We start from the raw sequence: 23,580 nt of genomic DNA on the forward strand, positions 1-23,580 counted from the left end.
ATAAAAATATAGGATGTGTTTATCATGGCTAATTACTTCAATACTTTGCCGCTACGCGAGCAACTTGCTCAACTAGCAAAATGTCGTTTCATGGACAGCTCTGAATTTGCAGACGGCGTAGAAGCCCTTAAAGGCAAAAAAATTGTTGTTATCGGCTGTGGTGCTCAAGGTCTTAACCAAGGCTTGAACCTACGTGATTCTGGCTTAGACGTTTCTTACACGTTGCGCGCGGCTGCGATTGCTGAAAAACGCCAATCTTGGAAAAACGCCACTGAAAACGGTTTCGTTGTTGGCACTTACCAAGAACTTATCCCAACGGCTGACGTGGTATTGAACCTAACGCCTGATAAGCAGCATACACCGGTTGTGACTGAAATCATGCCACTGATGAAAAAAGACGCCTGCCTATCTTACTCTCACGGTTTCAACATCGTAGAAGAAGGCATGAAAATTCGCGAAGACTTAACCGTTATCATGGTTGCGCCTAAGTGCCCAGGTTCTGAAGTTCGCGCTGAATACGTTCGTGGTTTTGGTGTTCCAACACTGATCGCGGTTCACGAAGACAACGACCCTAAAGGCGAAGGTCTTGCACTAGCAAAAGCCTACGCAGTAGGTACTGGCGGTCACAAAGCAGGCGTTTTGATGTCTTCTTTCATCGCGGAAGTAAAATCCGACCTTATGGGTGAGCAAACAATCCTTTGTGGTATGTTGCAAACGGGTTCTATCCTTTGCTTCGACAAAATGGTTGAAGAAGGCATCGACGCGGGTTACGCATCTCGTTTGATCCAATTCGGTTGGGAAACCATCACAGAAGCATTGAAATACGGCGGCGTGACCAACATGCTTGATCGTCTTTCTAACCCAGCTAAGATCAAAGCGTTCGATCTTTCTGAAGAACTTAAATTGATCATGCGTCCTTTGTACAACAAGCACCAAGACGACATCATCAGCGGTCACTTCTCTCAAACTATGATGGAAGACTGGGCGAACGATGATAAGAACTTGCTAGGTTGGAGAGCAGAAACAGCAGAAACGAACTTCGAGAAAACACCGGCTGGCGATGTTGAAATCTCTGAACAAGAATTCTTCGACAACGGTATCTTGATGGTTGCAATGGTTAAAGCCGGCGTTGAACTAGCTTTCGAAACAATGACAGCCGCTGGCATCATTGCTGAGTCTGCTTACTACGAGTCTCTACATGAAACACCACTGATCGCGAACACAATCGCTCGTAAGAAATTGTACGAAATGAACGCGACTATCTCTGATACGGCAGAATACGGTTGTTACCTATACAACCACGCTTGCCTTCCATTGCTAGGTGATTTCATGAAAGGCATTAAAACCGACGTAATCGGTAAAGGCCTTTCTACTGAAGACAACGGCGTAGACAATGCTCGTTTAATCGAAGTAAACGCAGCGCTTCGCTCTCATCCAGTGGAAGCAATTGGCGGTGTTCTTCGTGGTCATATGGCGGACATGAAAAAAATCGTTTAATTTCTTCTAGAAATTAACAACAAAAAGCCGAGTAACTCATTGAGAACTCGGCTTTTTTGTCTCTTCTTGTTCTAAACAAAACAGTAGGAAATACCATGGACAGTATCCGCTTAGACAATATTCTCTTCAACAAGGTAACGGTGAACTTTGATGATCGCTTTACGCTAAGCGAGATTAACTGGTCCATTGAACCTAACCAACATTGGGTCATCACTGGCACCAACGGATCAGGAAAATCGGCTTTGGCCGCCGTACTTGCCGGCGTTGGCGATATTGAAAACGGTACAATTTCTGGTTTACCAAAGAATGTGGGATTGGTGTCCTTTGAAGCTCAAGCGGAATTGATCGCCAAAGAGCTGAAAAAAGACGATGCCGACATCATGGACGTTATTTCCCTCGGCACGCCCGTCCACGAAATGATTTTCGATGACTGCCAAGATCCAGAACTTGCCCACGTACTGGTGGAAAAATTTGGTTTAAGCAAACTACTCGACCGCGCCTTTCGTAAACTTTCCACCGGCGAAACCCGCAAAGTCATGCTGATTCGTGCTTTGTCGAGCAAGCCTGATTTACTGATATTAGACGAGCCCTTCGATGGCTTAGACGTGGACACGCTTGCCATGCTGCAAGCGCACCTCGCTTCTATCGTCGATACCACGCCAATGGTATTGGTACTGAATCGATTTGACGAAATGCCTGACTTCATTACACATATTGCACTGCTGGATAAAAAGAAAGGTAATCAAGGGCGTTTGGAACTGACAGTAGACAAAAGCGACGAACGTGCTTTTAACGAACTATACCAATTACTGCATTTGAAAACCACCGATCTAAGCGTGCCAGAGGCTGATCCAACGAACAAACTGCCAGCACTCGACCCAAACCAGCCTTTAGTCAAACTTAACCAAGCGACCATCCAATACGGCGATACGATCATTGTTGATAAACTGGATTGGACTATTGAGCAAGGCCAACATTGGCAGCTTAGCGGCCCAAACGGCTGCGGTAAAACGGGCGTTTTGTCGTTGATCACCGGCGATCATCCGCAATGCTACAGCAACGATATTTTCGTTTTCGGATTCCAGCGTGGAAATGGCGAAAGCATCTGGCAAATCAAACAATTCATCGGCTACGTATCGACGGCATTACAATGGGAATATCGCGTCAGCACCAGTTGTAAAAACGTGATTATCTCCGGCTTCTACGACAGCATTGGCATGTATTCAAAATCGACTGATAACCAGAAAAAAATCGCCGATCAATGGCTTGCACTACTCGGCATGACAGACCGCGCCGACCAGCCTTTCAATAAACTCTCCTACGGCGACCAGCGTTTACTGCTCATCGCCCGCGCCATGGTGAAACACCCGCCACTCTTGATCCTAGACGAACCTTGCCTCGGCCTAGACGACATGAACCGCCAACTGGTTTTGGCGTTAATAGAGAGAATATGCGAAGGCAAAGAAACCACCGTGCTCTACGTCAACCACCACGCGGAAGACCAAATCAAAGGAATAGAGAACCACTTGGGACTAAAGAAGAATAACTAGGTTTGCGTCTCCCAGAAACACAAAAGCCAACTCAATAAGTTGGCTTTTAACGTTTTAATTTCTCATAATCTATTCAACAAGACTCTCTATCTTACATAGCCATTCGTGGAAGCCAAGACACATTTCTCGTATTTTAGGGATGCCAATTTCTTCTGCTATATTGGGTCCATGAGTCGTTTTTCTATATTTCGTATGGCTCAACAAACGTTTAGATGGGGCAGTTTCTACAGAGTTATTAATAGTTTCTGGGTTACCACCAAATTCAGTCAAAACACCCTGACACCATTGCTGAACATCGCTATCATTCAACCCTCTCGCCATAGATTCTGGACAAGAAAATAAAAGACCTTCAAATTCATACATTTGAATATATGGAATTAGTTTTGGTTTCACGCCCTCATGAACAGAATCCATTAACCTTTGCTCTAATTCTTCTTTAGTCTCGCTACCCAACCTTTTTTTGAATCCATAAAAATCATATAGCGTTGTAACAAAATCAAAATTATTGGCAATTTTTTTCAACTCACTTTTAGCACGCTCAACATTCACATCACCCCCCATTGAGATAGGCGTCATATAAATTCCTTTCGTAGCTAAATACTGCCCTAAAACCATTTTCACAAACCGTTCTTCCGTGGGGCCTTCGACTGATATCCCTATTCTTACCATTCAGGGCGCCCCCCTATAATATTTTTAGACCAAATATCTCCCATAGAATAATCTTCTAACCAATCTTTTAGATCAACCTCATCAGCTCGTTTAAAAGTTGATGCTCCTTTTTCCTGATCAACAACAATGAAGTCTTCTTGATTAAACTGGTTAGCAAAGGTGACGGACTGAGTTGAGCAGATAACTTGGTTTTCTTTCGCCGTCGCTTTCACAATATCGGCTAGCACCTCTAAAGCTGCTGGGTGCAAACCAAGCTCAGGTTCATCAAGTATGATAGTTTTAGGCCTCAATAATTTTGGCTGTAAAAACAAAGTAGCCATGCAAATAAAACGCGCTGTGCCATCAGAAAGCTGATTAGCTGAAAATGGTTCATCATGATCCCTATGAATCCATCTTAACAATACTTTTTCTTCACCTTCACCACCTCTTGGTTCTAAATAAAAACCATGAAAATATGGAGCAACCGTTTTTATCGCATCAACAATATCTTGATAACTACTCTGAAAACCCTTCATTTTGGAATTTTTTAAACGATACAGAAAAGAAGCCAAATTGCCTGCATTTGAATATAAAAAATCTGAAGCTGACAAGTCTGTAGCCTGTTTAAAAGCGGCGGTAGGACCTGTATCATGAAAATGGTAGACGCGACACTCCTCAAGATAGCCCCTAGTATAATTTCGCACAGGAGAACTCTTTGCCTCTGCACCAGGAATCAAACCACTTTCACCTTTAGATCCTTTAACTTCATACTTTGTACTAGGTGATGAGCTTATAGTGCAATATTCTTTAAGAAATATTAGATTGTCATCATTTGATCCATGCTCAAAAATGGCATGATAGCCATTTATATTCGCTTTAACATTTATCTCTATTTGTGACGTAGTCTTAGAACCAAAATGGAAAAATGCATTAGCAAAGCCATTTTTTTCGACATAAGTTTGTAATTTCCCTTCAGACAAATTCCGCAGAAAAGTAAATAAGGAAATAAAATTAGACTTGCCCGAACCATTAGCTCCAATGACAATATTGATTGGCTTCATTTTCAAATCCATCTCTTTGATAGATTTAAAACCTTTGATAGCAACACGTTCTAAATGTGTGCTCTGGTTATCAGTCATTCTTCACCTACAAACTGCATTCAATATGGGCGACAGTATACCAATAGATCATGCCTGAAACGATCCAATTGAGCTCGGTCTAAAATTATAAGTCAGCGATACTGACTAAGATACTTTCTTCATTGACGCGTTCCTTCGCGAGTGCTAGGAGTTCGATATCTTCCAATTTATCCATTAAGTTTTCATACGCTTCGGCTGGGACACAGTAAAACGCAGGTTCATTACGGTTTAACGCCGCAACGGCTTTACTATAGGCACTGGCGGCAACCTTCATCAGATTGACTTAATCGCAGCCACATCGAAAAGGATTCTAGAAGTCATTTAACTAGCCGCTTAGTATCTCTGCATGTCGGAATTCATAAACTTCAAACAATACCACCTCTTATGAGGCTCTAGCTCTCAATCCAAATAATACTGCTGAAGAAATTCGAGATGTGGCGCTAAGGTGAGCGCTTTCGGGCGGATAGATTGAATCTGTGTTTTGACGGTTTCCCATGGTTCGTCGGCTTCGAGCAGTAAAATCGCCGCCATTAGGCCGGTTCGACCGCTGCCACCTCGACAATGAATAGCAATGGTTTCTCCCGCCTGTAAGCGTGTTTGCAGCTCCTCTTTGACAACTTCGAACGCGTCGAAGAAAGGCGCCTGCGGTGCGCAATCGTCTTCGATGGGAAGTTGATACCACGCCATGCCTTGCTGTTGAATTTCGTCACCTAATTCGATCACGCCTAACATGCCTAATTCCGTATTCGACAACACACTAATCACGGCGTTTGTGCCTGCGTTTTTCAAGGTGGCTACCGAACTTTTCAGATCATCCTGTTTAGTACCAGGGCAAGGCGTAAAGACAAACTGTGCGCCTTGCAGGACGGTTATTGCGTCGTAGGGATGGGACATGTGTTGTTCCTTTTCAAGCCATGAGTAAATATGCGCCACTTAAGAATAACGTTCATCGCGCCATATTCCATCATAGTTGTCAAATAGGTCGCTTTTATGACACTGCTTTTTCCAAACCTAGCAATGTTTCCTCTGATGCAGGGCAAAAATCCACACTGGTTGTATTGCTAGCACACTCCGAAAATCCGCCAATGGCCTGGGCAATTAATTCCCCAGCGTTTGGGATGATTTCGACCAGTTGAGGGAGATCGTTAACGCATAAAAATTTGATGTCAGGATCGGTCGCTCTCGTCAGCAGCGCGAGCGTGTCGGCGGGAGGTTGCCCCTTTCCTTGTCCGCTTGAGATATGAAGGTGGTCATCTTTCAAGCTGATCTTGGCTTCTTTGTCCCGGATACAAGCGTGATTATGCAGGCCCTGCGGGAAAAATTGCGCCAAGTTTCGGAATCTGTATTTAATGTTATTGAGAAATTCATTGGGATAAAAAGCAAACAACTCGGCCATTTTTGAGCGCCGAAAAGGGTGCACAACATGGGCAGCAGAAAACAACTCCGTGGCGGGAAAGCCAACAATTCGAGCCGCATTTATCTGCATAAAACAGTGAAATTTTGCAGGGTCATCTCGTGTTTCGGGACGGTTAAGCAACCCGCTATAGTCTGCCCATTCGCCTCGCAAAACAGGCGTCAATCCATCAAAAACATCGGTCGGTTTCAGCGGTGCGGCCAAGAACACATCATCATTAAAATAAATGAACCGCTCGCTCAGCCCTTTAATCCGCCACAACATGCTCTCTATCGTCAAAGAGTTAAACGTGGGCAACACCTGCGCGAAGCCCTCAAAGATTTCCGAATGATAGACAAGATGCACCTTGTCCCGAATGTGTTCCGAGAGGCTTGATAAATCAGGGCCTTCCTCATCAACCACAACCCAGATTTTGCCTATCCACGGCGCATGGTTTTCAATCGATTGAATGCAGTACAAAATTTCATCGTTACACAACCATCGATGAGGGTTTGACGCATTTTCATGCAGTGGCAAAGATTCCATTGCCATGTATTTTTGTCGCTTTTGATGGTGTTTCGTCGCATTTCCATCGACCCAAGTGATGACAGCATCAATTGGTTCAAGCTGGAGTTCGGTTGCATTGCTTAACATTGATGTATCCGTCTTTCTTGATGAAACATAAAGGTCTATTGAGTGATGGTCATCGTGGTTTCACTGCATTATTCAACGAGCAATTCTGGAGGCACCACCATAACCGGTATTTTTTACGACCAAAATGAGAAACAAAGTCAGCACATGCTGTCATTATTTCGACTGAAAATACTGCGCGACCAAGCTTTTTACATGATGCCACAATGCCTTGGACCCCGCGACGATCACGGAGCCATAACGTTGCGTCACTTGTTCGTGGCTGACGTTTCCTTCTACCCAGGTTCCGCCGTCTGTCGCTATGTTATGGATTAAAGGCTGTAGGCGATCCAGTGATTTTGCAAACACCGCGTCGTCCGATTCCGCCGCTTCAAACTCATGCCACAGCGCTTTTAGTTCTTCGCCCTGAACCGTTGGCAACAAGCCAAAAATGCGTTCGGCGGCGTTGAGTTCTGCTTCTTCTTGAAGCGAGTTTTCTGTGGTTTCGTGAATCGGATGATCCCCCGCGTCAATTTCAACGATGTCGTGAATCAACAGCATTTTAATCACTCGATCCACATTAATCGGGTTTTCTGAACGGTCTTTTAGAATCAAAGCGTACATGGCCAAATGCCACGAATGCTCGGCAGAGTTTTCTTTTCGAGATTGATCAATGAGTGGCGATTTACGAATCACAGATTTGAGCTGGTCTATTTCACGTAGAAAATCGAGTTGTTGTTCGATGGCATTTTGATCGGCGGTGTTGTCTTCAAAAAAATCTGGCATGTGCGCTCTTACTAAATGGCTATTCGTGTAACGCGAAGAGTAACTGGAGTAACTTCCATTGGCCAGTCAGTGAAGTGTTCGTTGTGGCAATTTTTTTCTGTTCAAAGTCCATTTCGTCAGCAAGAATAGGCATTACTATAATAAATATAAAAGGAGATTGAATGGAATTCATTGAGGTTCTAGCACAACTAAAGAACAAGGGTTATCACGTCAGAAGCAACGAGCGTCGCCAAAATATTGCTGTAGGATCATGGAAAACACTGTATCGCCTTAACGTGTGTAAAAATTCGACAGGCCGATTTTGTATTGAAGGCGGATCGAATGCGTCCTTTATTTCTGGTTTATTAAGCGCCCTTTTCCTGTCTACTTTCCTATTGGGCGGAGGAATACTCAACACGTCATTGTCTAATATTCTCTTTAGTCTGGCCATGTTTGTCGTCTTGATCATGTATATGCGCTTTATTAATAAGAAGGAGCAAGCCGCCAGAGAAGACATCGATCAAATGTTGTTTGACCTCCAAATAGCAGAATATAAAACAACAAAATCCTAAGATAAAAAAAGCCAACTCAACGAGTTGGCTTTGCTTTATAAAATATCCATTACATTAACGAGACGCATCCCATTCTGGGGCAAAATCAGGGTTGGCTTGTCGGTCATTACAATCCAGCATGGCAATTTGAGCCATTTCTTCGTCGCTTAAGGTGATGTTTATTTTCTCAAGATTAGAAATAAGGTTGCTGCGCTTAGTGGACGACGGAATGGTGATAATGTCCCGTTGGGCCAACCACTGAATCACCAATTGTGCCGTGCTAACAGCATGCTTCTCGGCGAGAGCTTTCAGCGTTTTGTCGCTTAATACTTTGCCATAAGCAAACGGCATGTAGCCTGTCACCTTGATACCATTGGCTTGACAGAAGCCTACCAGCTTGTCGTTTTGTAGATACGGATGCACTTCTATTTGATTGGTGAACATATTCTCTGCGCCAAGGATCCCAATCGCTTGTTGCGTTTGGGCGATGGTAAAATTGGAGACACCAATGTCTCGGGCGAGGCCAAGCGCTTTGGCTTTTTTCAATTCGTTTAGATACAACGCCATATCAACGTCATCTTTTGGCGATGGCCAATGGATCAAGAGTAAATCTACATAATCGGTTTTCAATTTCGTCAGGCTTTCTTTCACGCTGTCGATGAATTTAACGTCGTCAAAATATTCAAACCACACTTTTGTCGTGATAAATAATTCGTCTCTTGGGATACCACTGTCTGCAATAGCCTGCCCAACGTCGGCTTCGTTCCCATAAATTTGTGCGGTATCAATGTGGCGATAACCTTCTTCTAATGCCATTTTGACCGAATCATACGCAACCTGATCCTGTAAACGAAAGGTGCCCATTCCCAAGGTAAATTTACTGTTTTTCATCATACTGATCCTAATTAAATGTTGTTGATTGGAGTGACAAAACGCTCTTTTTTATCTAAAAAACCACTTAGGCGCGTTAATGCAAAGGCGAATAATACGATGACCGCACCAACCCAAGCCGTGTCTATCAGGCGATATTGATCGACAATATGCCCGCCAATCAATGCACCAAGAGCGATACCTACGTTGAACGCTGCGATGTTTAAACCCGATGCGACGTCGACGGCGTGTGGCGTTTCTCGTTCCGCGATTTGCACCACATAAACCTGCAACCCCGGCACATTGCCAAAGGCAAACGCCCCCCAAAACAAGACAGTCACCAAGGCCAACCATGGATAAGGTGCTGTGAAATAAAACACCAACAACACCGCCGCTAACGCCAAGAAAATAGTGGATAAGGCGGCAATGGGTCCAACTCGATCCGCCATTTTCCCGCCCCAAATATTGCCAACCGCCACCGAAACGCCGTACACCAACATAATCAAACCGATCGCAGAAGAAGGAAAACCACTGACCGTTTCAAGAATAGAAGCAAGGTAGGTAAAAGCGACAAAGGTACCGCCATAGCCTACAGCTGTCATAGCGTAAACCAACAATAGTCGAGGTTTTACCAACACTGACATTTGCTTGACCAAGCTCGCACTCGACGATTGTTTAAGATTGTTCGGCACCAAGATAGCGCTGCCGATCATTGCGATTAAGCCCAATGCCGACACCACTAAGAAGGTCGCACGCCAGCCGAAGTGTTGACCGATCCAAGTACCAAGCGGCACGCCCGTGACTAACGCAACGGTTAATCCGGTGAACATCAAGGCAATCGCGCTGGCTTCTTTTTCTTTTGGTACCAAACGCGTCGCGATGGTCGAACCAATGGAGAAAAACACACCGTGTGCCAAACCCGTTAAAATGCGCGCCACAATAAGCGAGTTATAACCCGGCGCGGCCCACGCCAGCATATTGCCAAGAATAAACAAGCTCATCAGGCCAATGAGCAACCATTTACGGTTAAACGTTCCTGTGAGCGCCGTCAGCACTGGCGCGCCAATCGCCACGCCCAATGCGTAAAGACTGACCAATAAACCCGCGCTGGGCAAAGTGACGGATAAGTCGTTCGCGATGGTTGGGATCAACCCCACAATCACGAACTCTGTTGTTCCAATAGCAAAGGCACTGAGAGTCAGCGCCCAAAGAGCAAGTGGCATAATCATGCACTCCTAAGTTGAAGAAACATTCCATTAAAGAAAATGATCTTTAAAAGAGAAATCTCAAGTTGTGTTGGAGTGAAGTATGAAGCTTGCTAATATTTACAAAAACAGCATAAGTAACAAATCACTTTATCGAAATTTGCAACAATATAAGCTAGCAATAATAACAAACAGGGAGCACCAATGAATGGCATTCGATCTAAAACAGAAGACTTAGAAATACTCTTGGCGGTGGCAGATCATGGCGGCTTTTCGGCGGCCGCGAATGCTTTAGACATTCAAGTGGCAAAAGTCTCCCGCGCGGTGGCCCGTTTGGAGCAAGAACATGCTTGCAGCCTGTTCACCCGAACCACTCGAAAAGTCAGTCTGACACAAGAAGGTGAGCGATTTATTAACGCCATTCGTCATGCAATGGAACAGATTGCGGTCGCCGAATTTGCGTTAACGGAGCAAAAAACGCGACCTAGCGGTCGATTACGCGTGGATGCTGCTAGCCCTTTTGTACTTCATCAATTAGTGCCTTTGGTTAAACCGTTTAGAGCAGCGTACCCAGACATCGAACTTGAATTAGTGTCGAATGAAAGCTTTACTGATTTAATCGAAAAACGCACGGATCTCGCGATTCGGATTGGAGAATTAACAGACTCTGGCTTACACGCTAGTTTGTTAGGTCGAAGCCCACTTCACTTGGTAGCCTCACCAGACTATCTAAAGGCATTCGGCACACCGAATACCTTAGAAGAATTAACTCGACACGATATTATTGGCTTCTCCGATATCGCCAATCTAAACAAGCTCCCGACGACGCCACCAATCAGTTTGCCGATCCACATAAAAGCCAGCAGCGGCGAAACGGTTCGCCAATTATGTTTAGCGGGGAACGGCATTGCGTTGCTTTCTCACTTCATGGTGAGTGAAGACATCATAACAGGACGCTTGGTCAGCCTACTGGCTGAATCCATACAAACACCAAACCCAAGAGAACAAGTTAATGCGGTGTACTACAAACACACTCAATTAGCGTCGCGTATTGACGCATTTTTGAACTTTATAAAAACGCGTCTAGACTTATAAAGGAAGAAAGGAAGAAAGAAAGAAAGGAAGAAATGAATTCATACAAATAAACACAATTCCAATATAGCGGCCGACTTTGGGATGCACTTACTTACAGTTTTTGCATTGTTTATATTATAATCAGGGGTAATAATTGATTGTAGAATTATGTTTTCAGGAGAAATAGAATGACCAAAAACTTACACCCAATTGATCGTGTAGCACGAGGCCTAATCGGCGTGGCTATTATTGGTTTTCTGTCTTTGAATTACAGCCAGGGCTACCTTGAAGAGCCTGTATTAATTGTATTATTAGGTATTTTTGGAGTGCTAAACCTAATATCTTTAGCGACCAGCTGGTGTCCCGTTTATCATTTCGCTGGTATTAATACTCGTAAAAAAAATCAATAGACTGCTGATTTACGCTTTAACGCAAGGAATTTATGCCACCGATATTAGAACTACAACGAGACAAACTGCTTCGTTTACGGTTAATTCTTGTATGCCTTGCCGTGGCCTTCAGTGTTTCAGCCATTTATATTGTGGTTTCTTATCGCCTTTCTTCTGAGCTAGGTATCGAGGCGGAAAAAACCTCACTTCATCGTCAAGCCATGTTATTCCATGCTGAACTTGTTGAAGCCGACAACGACCCCGAAGAACGCCTTTATGAATTGGTAAACCTCATCTATTTAAACGACCATGTCGGCGCAAAACTCCTCTATGTAGAAGCTCATGGGGAAGGCTTCGACTGGTCGCTTAATCACAACATGACGCTTAACCAAATCACCACACTCAAAACCACATCGCAAGTAGAGGCAAAACAGAGCACTCACCCGTCGATGGCAAATGGCCTTGAGAAGCTCGATGGGAAACGTTTTCTTTGGCAAGTCGTCGATGGAAACGGCTTCAACATTGTCATTTTCGAATCGGCCTCCAGCGTCGATGCAGCGCTTAGCCTAATCGCAAAACGTCTATCGGTGACCTCTCTTATCGTTTTTTGGCTGGCCATTTGGTTAGCCCTCACATTATCTTCGTGGATGACGCAACGCATACAGAGAAAGAACGACGCACTGGCAAAACTCGCCACGTACGATTCCTTAACGGGTCTTCCAAACCGATTGTATTTAACCAATTTAATGCAAAGCATCATGCCGGAAAACCCATCTTCGTATGCGCTGCAAGCCTATGAAAGCGAACCTCCTGAACCCGTAACGGGTTGCCTATTTGCCATAGATCTAGACAAATTCAAAGAGGTGAACGATACATTTGGGCACGCTGCTGGCGATCTATTATTAAAAAAAGTGTCTAGAAAATTGGCGTTGTCCATTGATCCAACGCAAACCGTGATGCGCATAGGCGGTGATGAATTTATCATTTGGGCGCCTAATTTATCGATTGAAGACGCACAAAATCTTGCTCAAAGCCTGATTGAAGTATGCAATGAATCCGTGATGATCAATAAACTTTCTATTAATACTGGTGCCAGTATTGGCCTTGCACATTACCCAAGCCATGCCGTTGATGCAGAATCTTTGGTCATTTGTGCTGATATTGCCATGTACGAAGCCAAACAAAAACGCAGCGGCTGGAGTGTCTTTAGTGAACGCAATACTCAAATAGGGCGTCAGCGATTACAGCTTCGTGCGGACTTAGAAAACGGCTTATCAGAAGAACAAATCAAACTGTATTACCAACCAAAAGTATCCTTAATTGATGGCCGTATCATTGGTGTTGAAGCCTTGTCTCGTTGGTATCACCCAACCGATGGGCGACTGTCACCTGTTCATTTTATTGATCTCATCGAGCAAAGCTGCCGAGTACAAGAGTTCGGTCGATACGTGATTCAAAACGCCATTCAGCAATTGTCGATATGGCATCGCCAAGGCATTACCATTCCTGTGGCAATCAATTTATCCCCATACAATTTGCTGGATCCGGACTTACTCAACTTCACTTTGACGCGCCTAAAAGATTATGCCGTGCCACCGAATTTGTTGGAGATAGAGTTAATCGAGTCGTCCACCAGCATGAATATTGATTATATTTCTGCACGTCTAAACGATTTTAAAGACGCAGGGATTCAGTTGGCGATTGATGATTTTGGTACCGGCATGAGCTCACTGTCTTACATAAGTAACCTTCGTGTGGACAACATCAAAATAGATCGCTCCTTTATTACCGATTTTGAACAAGACCCCAAGAAACAAGCCGTGGTGACCGCGGCCATCGCTTTAATTAAATCCTTCGGCAGTAACGTCATTGCAGAAGGTATCGAGAATAAAAGCCAAGCAGATTTGCTCATCGAAATGGGCTGTCTCTGCGGGCAAGGTTATTATTTCGCGAAACCCATGAGAGCCGACGAGGTCGAAACATTATTGCTTTCTAACACCTCTCTTCCGCTCGCCTGAAAATGGGCGTTTAAACACGTCACTACCGCCATTTTACCCAGCTTAAACACTACGCAACAAAAAGCGCACAAAACCTCGCACAACAACTACGGTCATAATATAAGAAAACGCTAAACTAGTTTTATAGCCATTCAATAATGCAGTCGGCTGATGACCAATCACTTTCAACTCAACAACCCGTGAATCAATCACTCGTAGTGAGACCAATATGAATATCGACACACTGCAAGACTTTGTTTCTCCAGAAAAGATTATTCCTATCACTGCAACAATAGAAGAATTGGAAAAAATTGTTTCTGCCGTTCGAGTCTACTTAAAAATGGACATCGCTATCATTGCTGAAGTAAAAAATAACAGCTTATATTTCCGTTATGTTGACGCGGATCCTGCGAGTACGTTTCCTCAAAGCCGAGCCCCACACCCTTACGATGGATCATATTGCCAATTATTGGTAAATGGACAAATACCTAGATTAATCCAAAATACTCAAGAACACGCCGTGGCCAAAGAGTTAGCTTCAACAAAAGCGTTCAGCATTGGGTCATTTGTTGGCGCGCTGATTTATTTAGAAGACGGGACTTTTTATGGTGCCGTTTACTGCTTTCAAAACAAACCAGATTACACATTAAACGAACGAGACCTTTCGGTAATTGAATATTTTGCCGATTTAATAGGCAATACGCTCGACGATCATACGAAAAAGACACAGCAGCGCCATGAAGTTGAGAGTCGTATTCACACGGTCATTGCCAACGACTTTATCACCATGCATTACCAACCGATTCTCGACCTTAATACAAATAACATCAGTGGCTATGAGTCCTTGGCTCGCTTTAACAGTGACCCTTATGTCACACCAGATATATGGTTTGAAGATGCACAATTAGTTGGTTTGGATGAAAAACTGGAGATGTTGGCCGTGAGGTCGGCACTGAAACTTGATCATCTTTTTCGTGACAACAACCATTATTTATCCATTAATGCCTCACCTAGCCACATCCTCAGTGGCGCACTGGAAAACACCATTGGCCACCTTGCGTGTAACGTATTAATTGAAATAACCGAGCATCAACCCATTGCAGACTATGCGGCTTTTCAGCGCGCACTGTCATCGTTAAGATGCGAAGGTGTCAAGCTCGCAATTGATGATGTGGGAACGGGTTACTCCAATCTCAGTCATATTTTGGAACTGGAGCCAGATATCATTAAATTGGATTTAAGCCTGACCAGAGACATCCACAAAGACAGAAAACGCAGCGCATTAGCGTCTGCACTGTGCACTTTTGCCAAAGAAATTGACTGTGAAATCATTGCTGAAGGCATCGAAAACGTCAACGAACTCAATAAATTAAAAGAGCTCGGCGTCAATAAAGGACAAGGGTATTTCATCGGGCGACCCTCGCCTTTTCCATGCAATTACACTCATTGAGATGCATTCGCTCTCTTATAAAGTTCTTTCACTAAAGTTCGCTTAAAAAATACACATAAAAAAAAGCCTAGTCATCGGTGACTAGGCTTTGATTGTCTAACATGTTGACGCGCTTAATTAGAGACCTAACGCATTGATATCAGCCGCATCATGACGTTCAGCCAATTGCGCACCGTCACCAAAAACCTTATTCACTACTCGGCCACGTTGCACAGCAGGACGTTGTTCAATCGCTTTCGCCCAACGCAGTACGTTTTTATAAATACCTACGTCTAAAAACTCAGCGGCATCGTACAAGTTACCCAACACCAAGTTGCCGTACCAAGGCCAAATGGCGATATCGGCAATTGAATAGTCTTCACCCGCCATGTAAGTGTTGTCAGCAAGTTGCTTGTCTAAGACATCCAATTGACGCTTGGTTTCCATGGTAAATCGATCGATTGGGTACTGCATTTTTGTCGGCGCATACGCGTAAAAATGACCAAACCCGCCACCCAAATACGGCGCGGAACCCATTTGCCAGAACAACCAGTTACGGCACTCTGTTTTCCCTGCTAGGTCTTTTGGAATCAAGGCATCAAATTTTTCTGCCAAATACTGCAGGATTGAGCCAGATTCAAAAACACGCGTTGGCGGTGTGGTACTGTGATCCATCAATGCAGGAATTTTCGAGTTTGGGTTGACCTCAACAAAGCCAGAACCAAACTGATTGCCCTCACCAATGTTGATCAAATACGCGTCGTATTCGGCGTCGCTTTTGCCCAACGCCAACAGTTCTTCCAGCATGATGGTCACTTTCTGGCCATTCGGTGTTGCTAAAGAATGAAGTTGTAGTGGGTGCTTACCTACTTCCAATATTTTTTCGTGCGTTGCACCTGAAACCGGGCGGTTGATGCTGGCAAATTTACCACCGCTTTCCACGTCCCATGTCCAAACTTTTGGAGGAACGTAATCTTGATTCGACTTTGTATCAGAACTCATAACATCTCCTAAAACTGCGCATCGGTGAGAGAGTATCTCCAACCATTAATGTTCGACAAAAGCCCGTTCAATGACGTAATCCCCTGGCACACCAATTTTTGGTGATTCTTTAAAGCCCAGTTCATCCAGCAACGCGGAAGTGTCTTTCAACATACTAGGACTACCGCAAATCATCACTCTGTCATCTTCGGGATTCAAGGTTGGCAAACCAATATCTTCTGCCAATTTACCACTGCGGATCAAGTCTGTCAGACGACCCTGGTTACGAAAAGGTTCCCGAGTCACAGTAGGATAGTAAATCAATTTCTCACGGACTTGGTCGCCAAAGAACTCATTATTAGGCAATTCGTTCTCAATAAAATCTGCGTATGCGAGTTCGCTTACGTGGCGAACACCGTGTATCAACACGATTTTGTCGTATTGCTCGTAAGCGTCAAAGTCCTGAATGACGCTAAGAAAAGGCGCCAACCCCGTGCCGGTAGACAACAAATATAAATGTTTGCCCGGTAATAAATCACGCGTAACTAACGTACCTGTAGGTTTACGGCTAACCAAAACATCATCGCCAACTTGAAGGTGTTGCAAGCGCGATGTGAGCGGGCCATTGGGAACTTTAATGCTAAAGAACTCAAGGTGCTCTTCGTAGTTCGGGCTGGCAATACTGTAAGCTCGTATTAAAGGGCGCGCTTCCGTTTCCAAACCAATCATCACGAATTGACCATTATCAAAACGTAAGCTTGGGTTTCGTGTGGTCTTGAAACTAAATAAATTTTCATCCCAATGGTGAACGCTTAACACGCGTTCCGTAACAAATGCACTCATGTTTACCTCATTAAAAATAAGACGGCGGTGTCGATCCCAATCGAATCAAGCAACACAGCCGTTAACATCTTTCCCCTAACACCAACGAACAGAGTTCAACTCATCAGAATAGGAATACTATTGATTAATATGCATATTATAAGATAAGTCTATATTTGTTTAATTGATAATTTAGATGACTTTAATACATTCAGCATATATAGCTATAAACAGCACTCACACTGGCTCGGTGAAGAGTATGTCACGTAAATGTACAAAAAATGTGCGGATAGTTAGGATAAATAAATGTCTGTGTAAGAAAACCATCACATGGAACGTCCAATACACCATGAAGGCAACCATTCCTCTGGGCGCTTTTTTAAAAACCAATAAAGGACACGGTAAATGACAACTCGAAATGCACTCAATAACACAGTAGGATCGCTATTACTGGCTGGTATCGCGGTCTTTAGTGGTGCTTCATATGCCGCGCCCCAAACTATGATCGTAGCAGGTGGTTGTTTTTGGTGTGTGGAATCGGACTTCGAATTGGTTGAAGGCGTGAGCGATGTAATCTCGGGCTATACAGGCGGTCACACAAAGAACCCAACCTATAAACAAGTCTCATCCGATAAAACAGGCCATTTTGAAGCCGCAGAAATACACTTTGATGATGAGATTGTTTCTCTAAAAGCACTGGCTGAGTATTACTGGAAAACCATTGACCCAACCGATGCCGATGGTCAGTTCTGTGACAAAGGCACACCTTATAAAACCGCTATGTTTTATCAGAACGATCGGCAAAAAGCCGTTTTTGAAGCATCGCTCGCCCACGTACAAAAAAACAAACCATTTAAAGACGACATTGTTACTCAGCTCCTTCCGGCGGCAACCTTCTATCCCGCAGAGGAGTATCACCAGAGTTATTACACAAAAAACCCAATCCGGTATGCTTTCTATCGATCCAGCTGTGGTCGTGACAACCGAATTGAACGTTTATGGGGCAACGTAGCGAGCCATCAATACCATTAAACACAATCAAAAAGTGCCAGACTTTGTTCTTGGCACTTTTCTTCTCCTATTACTCTCATTCTTTCTATTGGTTATCACAAACCAACCTAACGCAAGTATCAGCAAACTCCCTTTTAGCTCCATTAACCGCATAGAAAATGGAGAAAAATCGTAAAAAACGCCAAAAACCTAGCCATTAGAAAATCCATATTCCAGAGTAATAACTCAGTTCAAGACACTCTCAACCAGTCACTAAAAGGAGTTATACAATGAAATCATTCATTCCAGTCATCGCAGGCAGCATCGTTTTGGCCGCTTTCAGTGGTGCCGCTAGCGCACAAGACATGTCTGAAAATAACAGTGGTTTTTATGTAGGCGGTAATTATGGTTATCTGAAAGTGGAAAGCGACGATGACTTTGATGACAATAACGAAGTAACGCAAGGTATCGTCGGTTATCGGTTGAATTCATTCCTTGCCCTTGAAGGCAGCTACATCAATTTCGGCCGTTACGGCAACCACGCAGCGAACGCGAAAACCACCGGTTATACGGCGGCCTTAAAAGGCACGATTCCGATTACGCAAACCGTCGAATTATTCGCAAAAGCGGGACAGCTCTGGCATAAAACAGACTACAGCATCGCCACTGTATCGGGCAGTTCGGACGATAAAAGCCTGTTTGCAGGCGCCGGTGTCAATTTTAAAGTCACCGAGAATTTTCTGCTAAACGCCCAATACACATGGTATGACGTCGATCTAGAAGCTGACAACGTGTCTTCTGACTCTAAGTTCGAGACCGATTTCAACCAAGCGAGTGTCGGCGCAGAATACCGTTTCTAACCCAATTCCTTCACCTTCACTTAAAAAGCTTACCTAAATGGGTAAGCTTTTTTGTTTTGTACTCTCTGTCCTTAATAAGGCCTTTGACCCTCCTCCCCTAAGTCATTAGTATCTAAATATCTCATTCTTTAAAGTGGTTGATTATGAACCCTATCCTTCAAGCTCAAAGTGCTCACAAATCCATTCGCCAATATACTGACAAAGCCATCGATGAGGCTTTGCTTAAGCAACTTATCCAATGCGCTCAAGGTGCAGCATCGTCCAGTTTTATTCAGGCGTACTCGATTATTCAAGTGAGCAACAAAGACAACCGAGAAAAAATTGCCACGCTGGCAGGTGGTCAAAAGTGGGTAGAATCCGCGGCGGAATTTCTCATTATTTGTGCGGACCTAACTCGTGTTGAATATTGCAGTCAGCAGCAAGGTTTAGGGGAATTAGAAGGTAATGCGGAACACTTTATCGCCGCGACCACTGACGCAACGTTCATGGCACAGAACTTAATGCTTGGTGCGGAATCGGTTGGGCTTGGTGCAGTATTTATTGGCGGCATTCGTAATGACCCTGCGCACGTCGCAGAGCTACTAAATTTACCGAAGCAAGTTTACCCTATTTTCGGCCTTTGTCTTGGCTATCCAGACACGCAGCCTGATTTAAAACCACGCTTGCCCGTGGATGTTATTCTCCACAAAGACAGCTACGACAGCAGCCGTTGCGCAGACGATGTAAAAACCTACGACGCTCAAATGCAAGCCTACTATCAAAGTAGAGGTAACAATCAAAAAATGAGTAATTGGTCAGAACAAACCGCCGCGGCCGTACAGAAAAAGAAACGCGAACATATGCTAAGCTTTCTACAGGATCAAGGTTTCTTAAAATGCTAAAACGGCTTAATCATCCAATTTAATAACCTAAAAACGGTAAGGAAAACCTATGCAGACTCATGTACCAAATGTTGTATTTAAAACACGTATTCGCAATGAAGCGGTTGGCGGTGCAAACCCATTTGAGTGGAAAGATGTCACCACGAACGACCTTTTCAAAGACAAAAGTGTCGTTGTCTTTTCTTTACCAGGCGCATTTACTCCAACGTGTTCGACATCACACCTGCCTCGCTTCGAAGCGCTTTACGACGAGTTCAAAGCACAAGGCGTAGATGCGGTTATCTGTGTTTCTGTGAATGATGCGTTTGTGATGTACCAATGGGGAAAAAGCCAAAATGCCAAGAATGTCTTCTTGCTTCCTGACGGCAATGGCGACTTTACGCGCCAAATGGGCATGCTGGTGAAAAAAGATAACTTAGGATTTGGCATGCGCAGCTGGCGTTATGCCATGTACGTTGAAAATGGCGAGATCAAGAAAATGTTCTCTGAACCTGGCCACCAAGACGATGCACCGAGCGACCCATTTGAAGTGTCGGATGCGGACACCATGTTAAACTACTTGAAGGCACGCTAAACCTTGTAATGGTGATTCGAAAAAGGAAGGAGACAATGGTTCATTGCCTCCTTTTTCATCCCGTTAAATACCAACATGTGCGTTTATTTAAATACAGAAGCTATTCAAAAAATTACACAACCTAATATTTTAAGCTTTATTATTAATAAGCGCTCAACAGAGAAAGCGCTAAGTATGATTGTTCTTTTTGTAATGCCTATTTGAGGAAATCGAGATGTTAGGATATGTCAGAAAAAAGTCCATCATATTAGACATAATTTTATCCTCCCTTGTTCTACCATCATGGAAAAATCTATTTTTTTTTATTCTACCTTTTTTATGCATTAGTATTTTCCTTCATCATTGGAGCGCGCTATCTACTGAAGAAAAAAATTTAGAGAATTACGTGAATGGCATTGCGGGACGAACAGCGCAAACTATTTTCCAGATGGAAACCAGCCTTGCCTTAGCAAATCAAAGTAAAGCCCCTCACTGTTCACCTGAAGACATAAACACATTGCGTAGAATTCTTGTCAATTACCCTTACGTAGAAGATTTAGGGCGTATTTCAGACAATAATGAAGTCACTTGCAGTGCTTTTTGGGGCGCCTTTCCCGAACCAAAAAAGCTGCCAGATGAGTACATTGAAGACACCAACTTTCAAAAAACTTGGATAGACATTGATGGGTTCTTTTCCGCTAACCAACAGCGCTCCATTTTTAATATCGGTGATGCATTCTCCGTTTCCTCCCCCGCGACTTTTTTAGCATTAAGCCGATACTCACAAAAAACAGGAAGCGTACTTTACAACGCATCGCAGAAACATATTTATCAAATTTTCGATGATATTACGTACCAGCAAGCCCGTAATATTATTACCATGCCAACAAATCATTTTTTATGGATTCCTATCCCACAAAACTTCTTAACCTTTACTTTCTGCCCGCAATATTACGAATTTTGTGTCACAGGAATGGACACAAAAATAGGCGTCTATGATATGAGCGCTTGGGAATGGTTACAAATAGCCATATTGGGCATTCTTTCTGGTTCTATTGTTTCTTTTGGGCTCACACTTTTTAAATCAAACCGTCGTACTTTAATGTACCGTCTGAAATATGCACTGAAGGTAAACGATTTCTATTCTTTGTATCAGCCTAAAATACACCTAAAGACTGGGAAAATAGTCGGTGTAGAAGCGCTTGCGCGATGGGATGACAAGGAATTAGGTTCCGTTTCACCCGATGTTTTTATTCATTGTGCCGAAGAGAATCAGTTAATTACCATGTTGACCAAAAAGCTGATTGCCAAAAATCTAAAGCAAATGAAACCTTTTTTAAATAAGGACCCTAAATTTTCACTTAGCATCAATCTCTCGGTACAAGACCTATCCGATCAAAGCCTTTTGAACTTTGTAGACAATCATGTCAGAAAAAATGGGATCAACACGGAACAAATTATTTTTGAAGTGACCGAACGTTCTGCGGCCCAAAATAATGTCTTAAAAAGAGCAACCAAGCAATTTTTGCGCAAAGGTTATAAAGTATCTCTGGATGATTTTGGAACGGGGTTTTCCAACTTATCTTGGCTTACCACCTTCGAACCAAATGAAATAAAAATAGATAAGATGTTTGTACAATCAATAGGAACACAAACCGTCAGCCAAATTGCACTAAACGGGATATTCCAACTCGTCGGTAACTTGAATGTTGCACTTGTATTTGAGGGGATAGAGTCCGTTGAAGAAATCCATTACATTATTCGACATACCCCGAATGCTATTGGTCAAGGTTGGCTTTATTCAAAAGCAATTAACACTGCTGAGCTACAGCTTTTAATTGATCAACAGCCTTACATGGAGACATCTTTTCTAGAGCATCAAAAACAAGCAAGACGTTAGAAGTTGATACTATCCATATCCTGAATCATTTTGTCTGACTGAGTTTTATGCTTAAGAACCAACTCAGTCACCACATTCAAAGAGGATAAAATCTCATCAAAGTGCTGATCTAGCTCATTGGGTGTTTCATTAAACAAACTTTCTTGAGCCTGCACAATCTGCTCAATTTGCTGCTTCACATTTATTAGGTTTTCCCCTAACGATTCTAAAGACAACCTTTGTTCACCAAAGGAACTTAAGAACTGGGTTAGCTCGCCACCAGATTGCTGCACTGATACTTTCAACGCTTCTATACCCTGCTCTAGCTCGGATAACATCACTTTAGCCTGTCCTAACGAGTCTGAGTGTTTTGCATCAGAAAAAGTTTCTATCAACACATCAAATTGATGAACATGTTGACTTAATTTGAGTAATGCATTGGTATCACCAATCAATGATGCTTCTATCTTTTTAAACTCTTTTTCATTGTTCGTATTGATCGTTATGTTATCCGTTACTCGGCTCGTCACAATGTCTAAATATTGTTCGCTACTCGCTAATCTAGAATGGATTTTTTGCGCTTTCTTTTTATTGCTGCTTAACATTTCATCGACCCGTTCACTCTCATTCGCTGCAGCGTCAATTAAGTGTGCAACCCCCTTGGCTGAATAAACCAAATCGACACTATCTTTTGACAATGACTGATTCTGACTTCGCAATAAATTCAAAATTGAATGGATGTGTAGATAGAAGTTACGGATCGTATTCAGCAAGCTATCCTGCGAGTAATCGTCATTTTCTGTGTCTTGAAACCCCTCTTTCTCAGCCTTATTAACCAGTTCAATAACCGTTTGAGGATCGTCGCCCAATTGGTAAATAACACTGCGATAAACCCAAAAAACAACGCTAAAAATAGCCAAAAACATCACAATTGACGCAATAATAAGTGAGATAGCAAATTGGTGAATTTCTGACTCTAATTCATCCACGTACACACCAATGCCTAACATCCAGTTCCATTCAGGCAAAAGCGTCATGCCATTTACCTTTACGTACAACGCATTCGAATTGGCTTTTTCACTTTCTATCACAACAAACATAAAGGGATTTTTAGAGAGGTATCCAATGTATCTTGCGTACGAAGATTGAAAGACACCAATAACATTGTCTTTTATGTGCACACGAGCAATACCGTTTGCATCATTTGCCCACAAAAAGTAATTGCCATCTCGCATATTTGAAAATAAACGAACAATGCCTTCTTCTGCTTCTTCTCGAGTTATTTTATTGGCTTTTTCGAGTTCCACAAAGTCACGTGCTTGGTTCAAAGAAAAAGTAAGAATGGATTGAATTTCATGTTTTCTAGAATCGATTAAATTGTTCTTTAGCGTATTCATGGCAAAGACACCAAAAAAAGTCATGGTGACAACCAGCACCAACGCCACAAGACCAATTTTTATAGAAAGCTTCATGCGTA

General features: G+C 43.2%; 23 protein-coding genes. 12 read left to right on the forward strand and 11 right to left on the reverse strand.

Translation table 11 applies throughout. The features are described 5' to 3' along the window. Positions 1-24 precede the first annotated feature (24 nt). Positions 25-1,497: a ketol-acid reductoisomerase gene (gene ilvC / locus D104_RS31560; RefSeq protein WP_024024650.1), complete on the forward strand. Its 1,473-nt coding sequence runs from the start codon at positions 25-27 to the stop codon at positions 1,495-1,497. Positions 1,498-1,592: 95 nt separating this feature from the next. Next, positions 1,593-3,047 carry a molybdate ABC transporter ATP-binding protein ModF gene (gene modF, locus D104_RS31565; RefSeq protein WP_024024651.1) on the forward strand — a complete coding sequence of 485 codons (1,455 nt, stop codon included), beginning with the start codon at positions 1,593-1,595 and terminating at the stop codon, positions 3,045-3,047. A gap of 69 nt (positions 3,048-3,116) precedes the next feature. Here modF and D104_RS31570 read toward each other — a convergent pair whose 3' ends face one another. From D104_RS31570 to D104_RS31595, 6 genes are all read right to left on the reverse strand, one after another. Next, entirely contained in the window at positions 3,117-3,716 is a 600-nt protein-coding gene (locus D104_RS31570; RefSeq protein ID WP_024024652.1) for a DUF4276 family protein, read from the reverse strand. Continuing rightward, positions 3,710-4,834: an AAA family ATPase gene (locus tag D104_RS31575; protein ID WP_024024653.1), complete on the reverse strand. Its 1,125-nt coding sequence runs from the start codon at positions 4,832-4,834 to the stop codon at positions 3,710-3,712. The genes D104_RS31570 and D104_RS31575 overlap by 7 nt, the downstream gene beginning before the upstream one ends. Before the next feature lie 85 nt (positions 4,835-4,919). Next, positions 4,920-5,108 (reverse strand): type II toxin-antitoxin system Phd/YefM family antitoxin, encoded by a 189-nt coding sequence (locus D104_RS31580; RefSeq protein ID WP_456085354.1) that lies wholly within the window; start codon positions 5,106-5,108, stop codon positions 4,920-4,922. A 125-nt stretch (positions 5,109-5,233) separates the two neighbouring features. Continuing rightward, positions 5,234-5,728 carry a phosphatase domain-containing protein gene (locus tag D104_RS31585; RefSeq protein ID WP_024024654.1) on the reverse strand — a complete coding sequence of 165 codons (495 nt, stop codon included), beginning with the start codon at positions 5,726-5,728 and terminating at the stop codon, positions 5,234-5,236. 94 nt (positions 5,729-5,822) lie between these two features. Next, complete coding sequence (locus tag D104_RS31590) at positions 5,823-6,881, reverse strand: Stealth CR1 domain-containing protein (protein ID WP_024024655.1); 1,059 nt, start codon at positions 6,879-6,881, stop codon at positions 5,823-5,825. Positions 6,882-7,034: 153 nt separating this feature from the next. Continuing rightward, a complete protein-coding gene (locus tag D104_RS31595) occupies positions 7,035-7,643 on the reverse strand; it encodes an HD domain-containing protein (RefSeq protein WP_024024656.1) in 609 nt (202 codons plus the stop codon). Positions 7,644-7,804: 161 nt separating this feature from the next. On the opposite strand from D104_RS31595, the gene D104_RS31600 reads away from it, so the two are divergent. Beyond that, a complete protein-coding gene (locus tag D104_RS31600; RefSeq protein ID WP_024024658.1) occupies positions 7,805-8,194 on the forward strand; it encodes a hypothetical protein in 390 nt (129 codons plus the stop codon). A 54-nt stretch (positions 8,195-8,248) separates the two neighbouring features. On the opposite strand, the gene dkgB is transcribed toward D104_RS31600, so the two are convergent. Beyond that, positions 8,249-9,064, reverse strand: a complete 816-nt coding sequence (dkgB, locus tag D104_RS31605; RefSeq protein WP_024024659.1) for a 2,5-didehydrogluconate reductase DkgB — start codon at positions 9,062-9,064, stop codon at positions 8,249-8,251. A 14-nt stretch (positions 9,065-9,078) separates the two neighbouring features. After that, positions 9,079-10,266: an MFS transporter gene (locus D104_RS31610; protein ID WP_024024660.1), complete on the reverse strand. Its 1,188-nt coding sequence runs from the start codon at positions 10,264-10,266 to the stop codon at positions 9,079-9,081. 186 nt (positions 10,267-10,452) lie between these two features. Between D104_RS31610 and D104_RS31615 the strand changes: the two genes are divergently transcribed. The 4 genes from D104_RS31615 (at position 10,453) to D104_RS31630 (ending at position 15,158) form a co-directional block, all read left to right on the forward strand. After that, entirely contained in the window at positions 10,453-11,343 is an 891-nt protein-coding gene (locus tag D104_RS31615; protein ID WP_024024662.1) for a LysR family transcriptional regulator, read from the forward strand. A 167-nt stretch (positions 11,344-11,510) separates the two neighbouring features. Next, positions 11,511-11,732, forward strand: a complete 222-nt coding sequence (locus tag D104_RS31620; RefSeq protein ID WP_024024663.1) for a YgaP family membrane protein — start codon at positions 11,511-11,513, stop codon at positions 11,730-11,732. A gap of 32 nt (positions 11,733-11,764) precedes the next feature. Next, entirely contained in the window at positions 11,765-13,729 is a 1,965-nt protein-coding gene (locus tag D104_RS31625) for a putative bifunctional diguanylate cyclase/phosphodiesterase (protein ID WP_024024664.1), read from the forward strand. Positions 13,730-13,937: 208 nt separating this feature from the next. Then, on the forward strand, positions 13,938-15,158 hold the full coding sequence (locus tag D104_RS31630; RefSeq protein WP_024024666.1) for an EAL domain-containing protein: 1,221 nt from the start codon (positions 13,938-13,940) through the stop codon (positions 15,156-15,158). Between the two features lie 117 nt (positions 15,159-15,275). Here D104_RS31630 and yghU read toward each other — a convergent pair whose 3' ends face one another. Beyond that, the gene (yghU, locus tag D104_RS31635) at positions 15,276-16,139 is read right to left on the reverse strand and encodes a glutathione-dependent disulfide-bond oxidoreductase (protein WP_024024667.1); all 864 of its coding nucleotides are present in this window, start codon (positions 16,137-16,139) and stop codon (positions 15,276-15,278) included. 45 nt (positions 16,140-16,184) lie between these two features. Next, complete coding sequence (locus D104_RS31640; protein ID WP_024024668.1) at positions 16,185-16,961, reverse strand: ferredoxin--NADP reductase; 777 nt, start codon at positions 16,959-16,961, stop codon at positions 16,185-16,187. Positions 16,962-17,345: 384 nt separating this feature from the next. On the opposite strand from D104_RS31640, the gene msrA reads away from it, so the two are divergent. The 5 genes from msrA to D104_RS31665 all read left to right on the forward strand — a co-directional run bounded on the left by msrA (position 17,346) and on the right by D104_RS31665 (position 22,124). Next, positions 17,346-17,972, forward strand: a complete 627-nt coding sequence (msrA, locus tag D104_RS31645; RefSeq protein WP_024024669.1) for a peptide-methionine (S)-S-oxide reductase MsrA — start codon at positions 17,346-17,348, stop codon at positions 17,970-17,972. A gap of 248 nt (positions 17,973-18,220) precedes the next feature. After that, positions 18,221-18,790, forward strand: a complete 570-nt coding sequence (locus tag D104_RS31650; protein WP_024024670.1) for a porin family protein — start codon at positions 18,221-18,223, stop codon at positions 18,788-18,790. A gap of 143 nt (positions 18,791-18,933) precedes the next feature. Beyond that, positions 18,934-19,671, forward strand: coding sequence for an oxygen-insensitive NADPH nitroreductase (gene nfsA / locus D104_RS31655; protein ID WP_024024671.1), 738 nt, complete (start codon positions 18,934-18,936; stop codon positions 19,669-19,671). Between the two features lie 49 nt (positions 19,672-19,720). After that, positions 19,721-20,245, forward strand: coding sequence for a peroxiredoxin (locus D104_RS31660; RefSeq protein ID WP_024024672.1), 525 nt, complete (start codon positions 19,721-19,723; stop codon positions 20,243-20,245). A 214-nt stretch (positions 20,246-20,459) separates the two neighbouring features. Next, on the forward strand, positions 20,460-22,124 hold the full coding sequence (locus D104_RS31665) for an EAL domain-containing protein (RefSeq protein ID WP_024024673.1): 1,665 nt from the start codon (positions 20,460-20,462) through the stop codon (positions 22,122-22,124). Here D104_RS31665 and D104_RS31670 read toward each other — a convergent pair. Beyond that, positions 22,121-23,575, reverse strand: a complete 1,455-nt coding sequence (locus D104_RS31670) for a cache domain-containing protein (protein WP_024024674.1) — start codon at positions 23,573-23,575, stop codon at positions 22,121-22,123. The genes D104_RS31665 and D104_RS31670 overlap by 4 nt on opposite strands. Between the last annotated feature and the right edge of the window lie 5 nt (positions 23,576-23,580).

The sequence above is a fragment of the Marinomonas profundimaris genome, from assembly GCF_000508165.1.
In the GTDB taxonomy this organism is placed as follows: Bacteria; Pseudomonadota; Gammaproteobacteria; order Pseudomonadales; family Marinomonadaceae; genus Marinomonas; species Marinomonas profundimaris.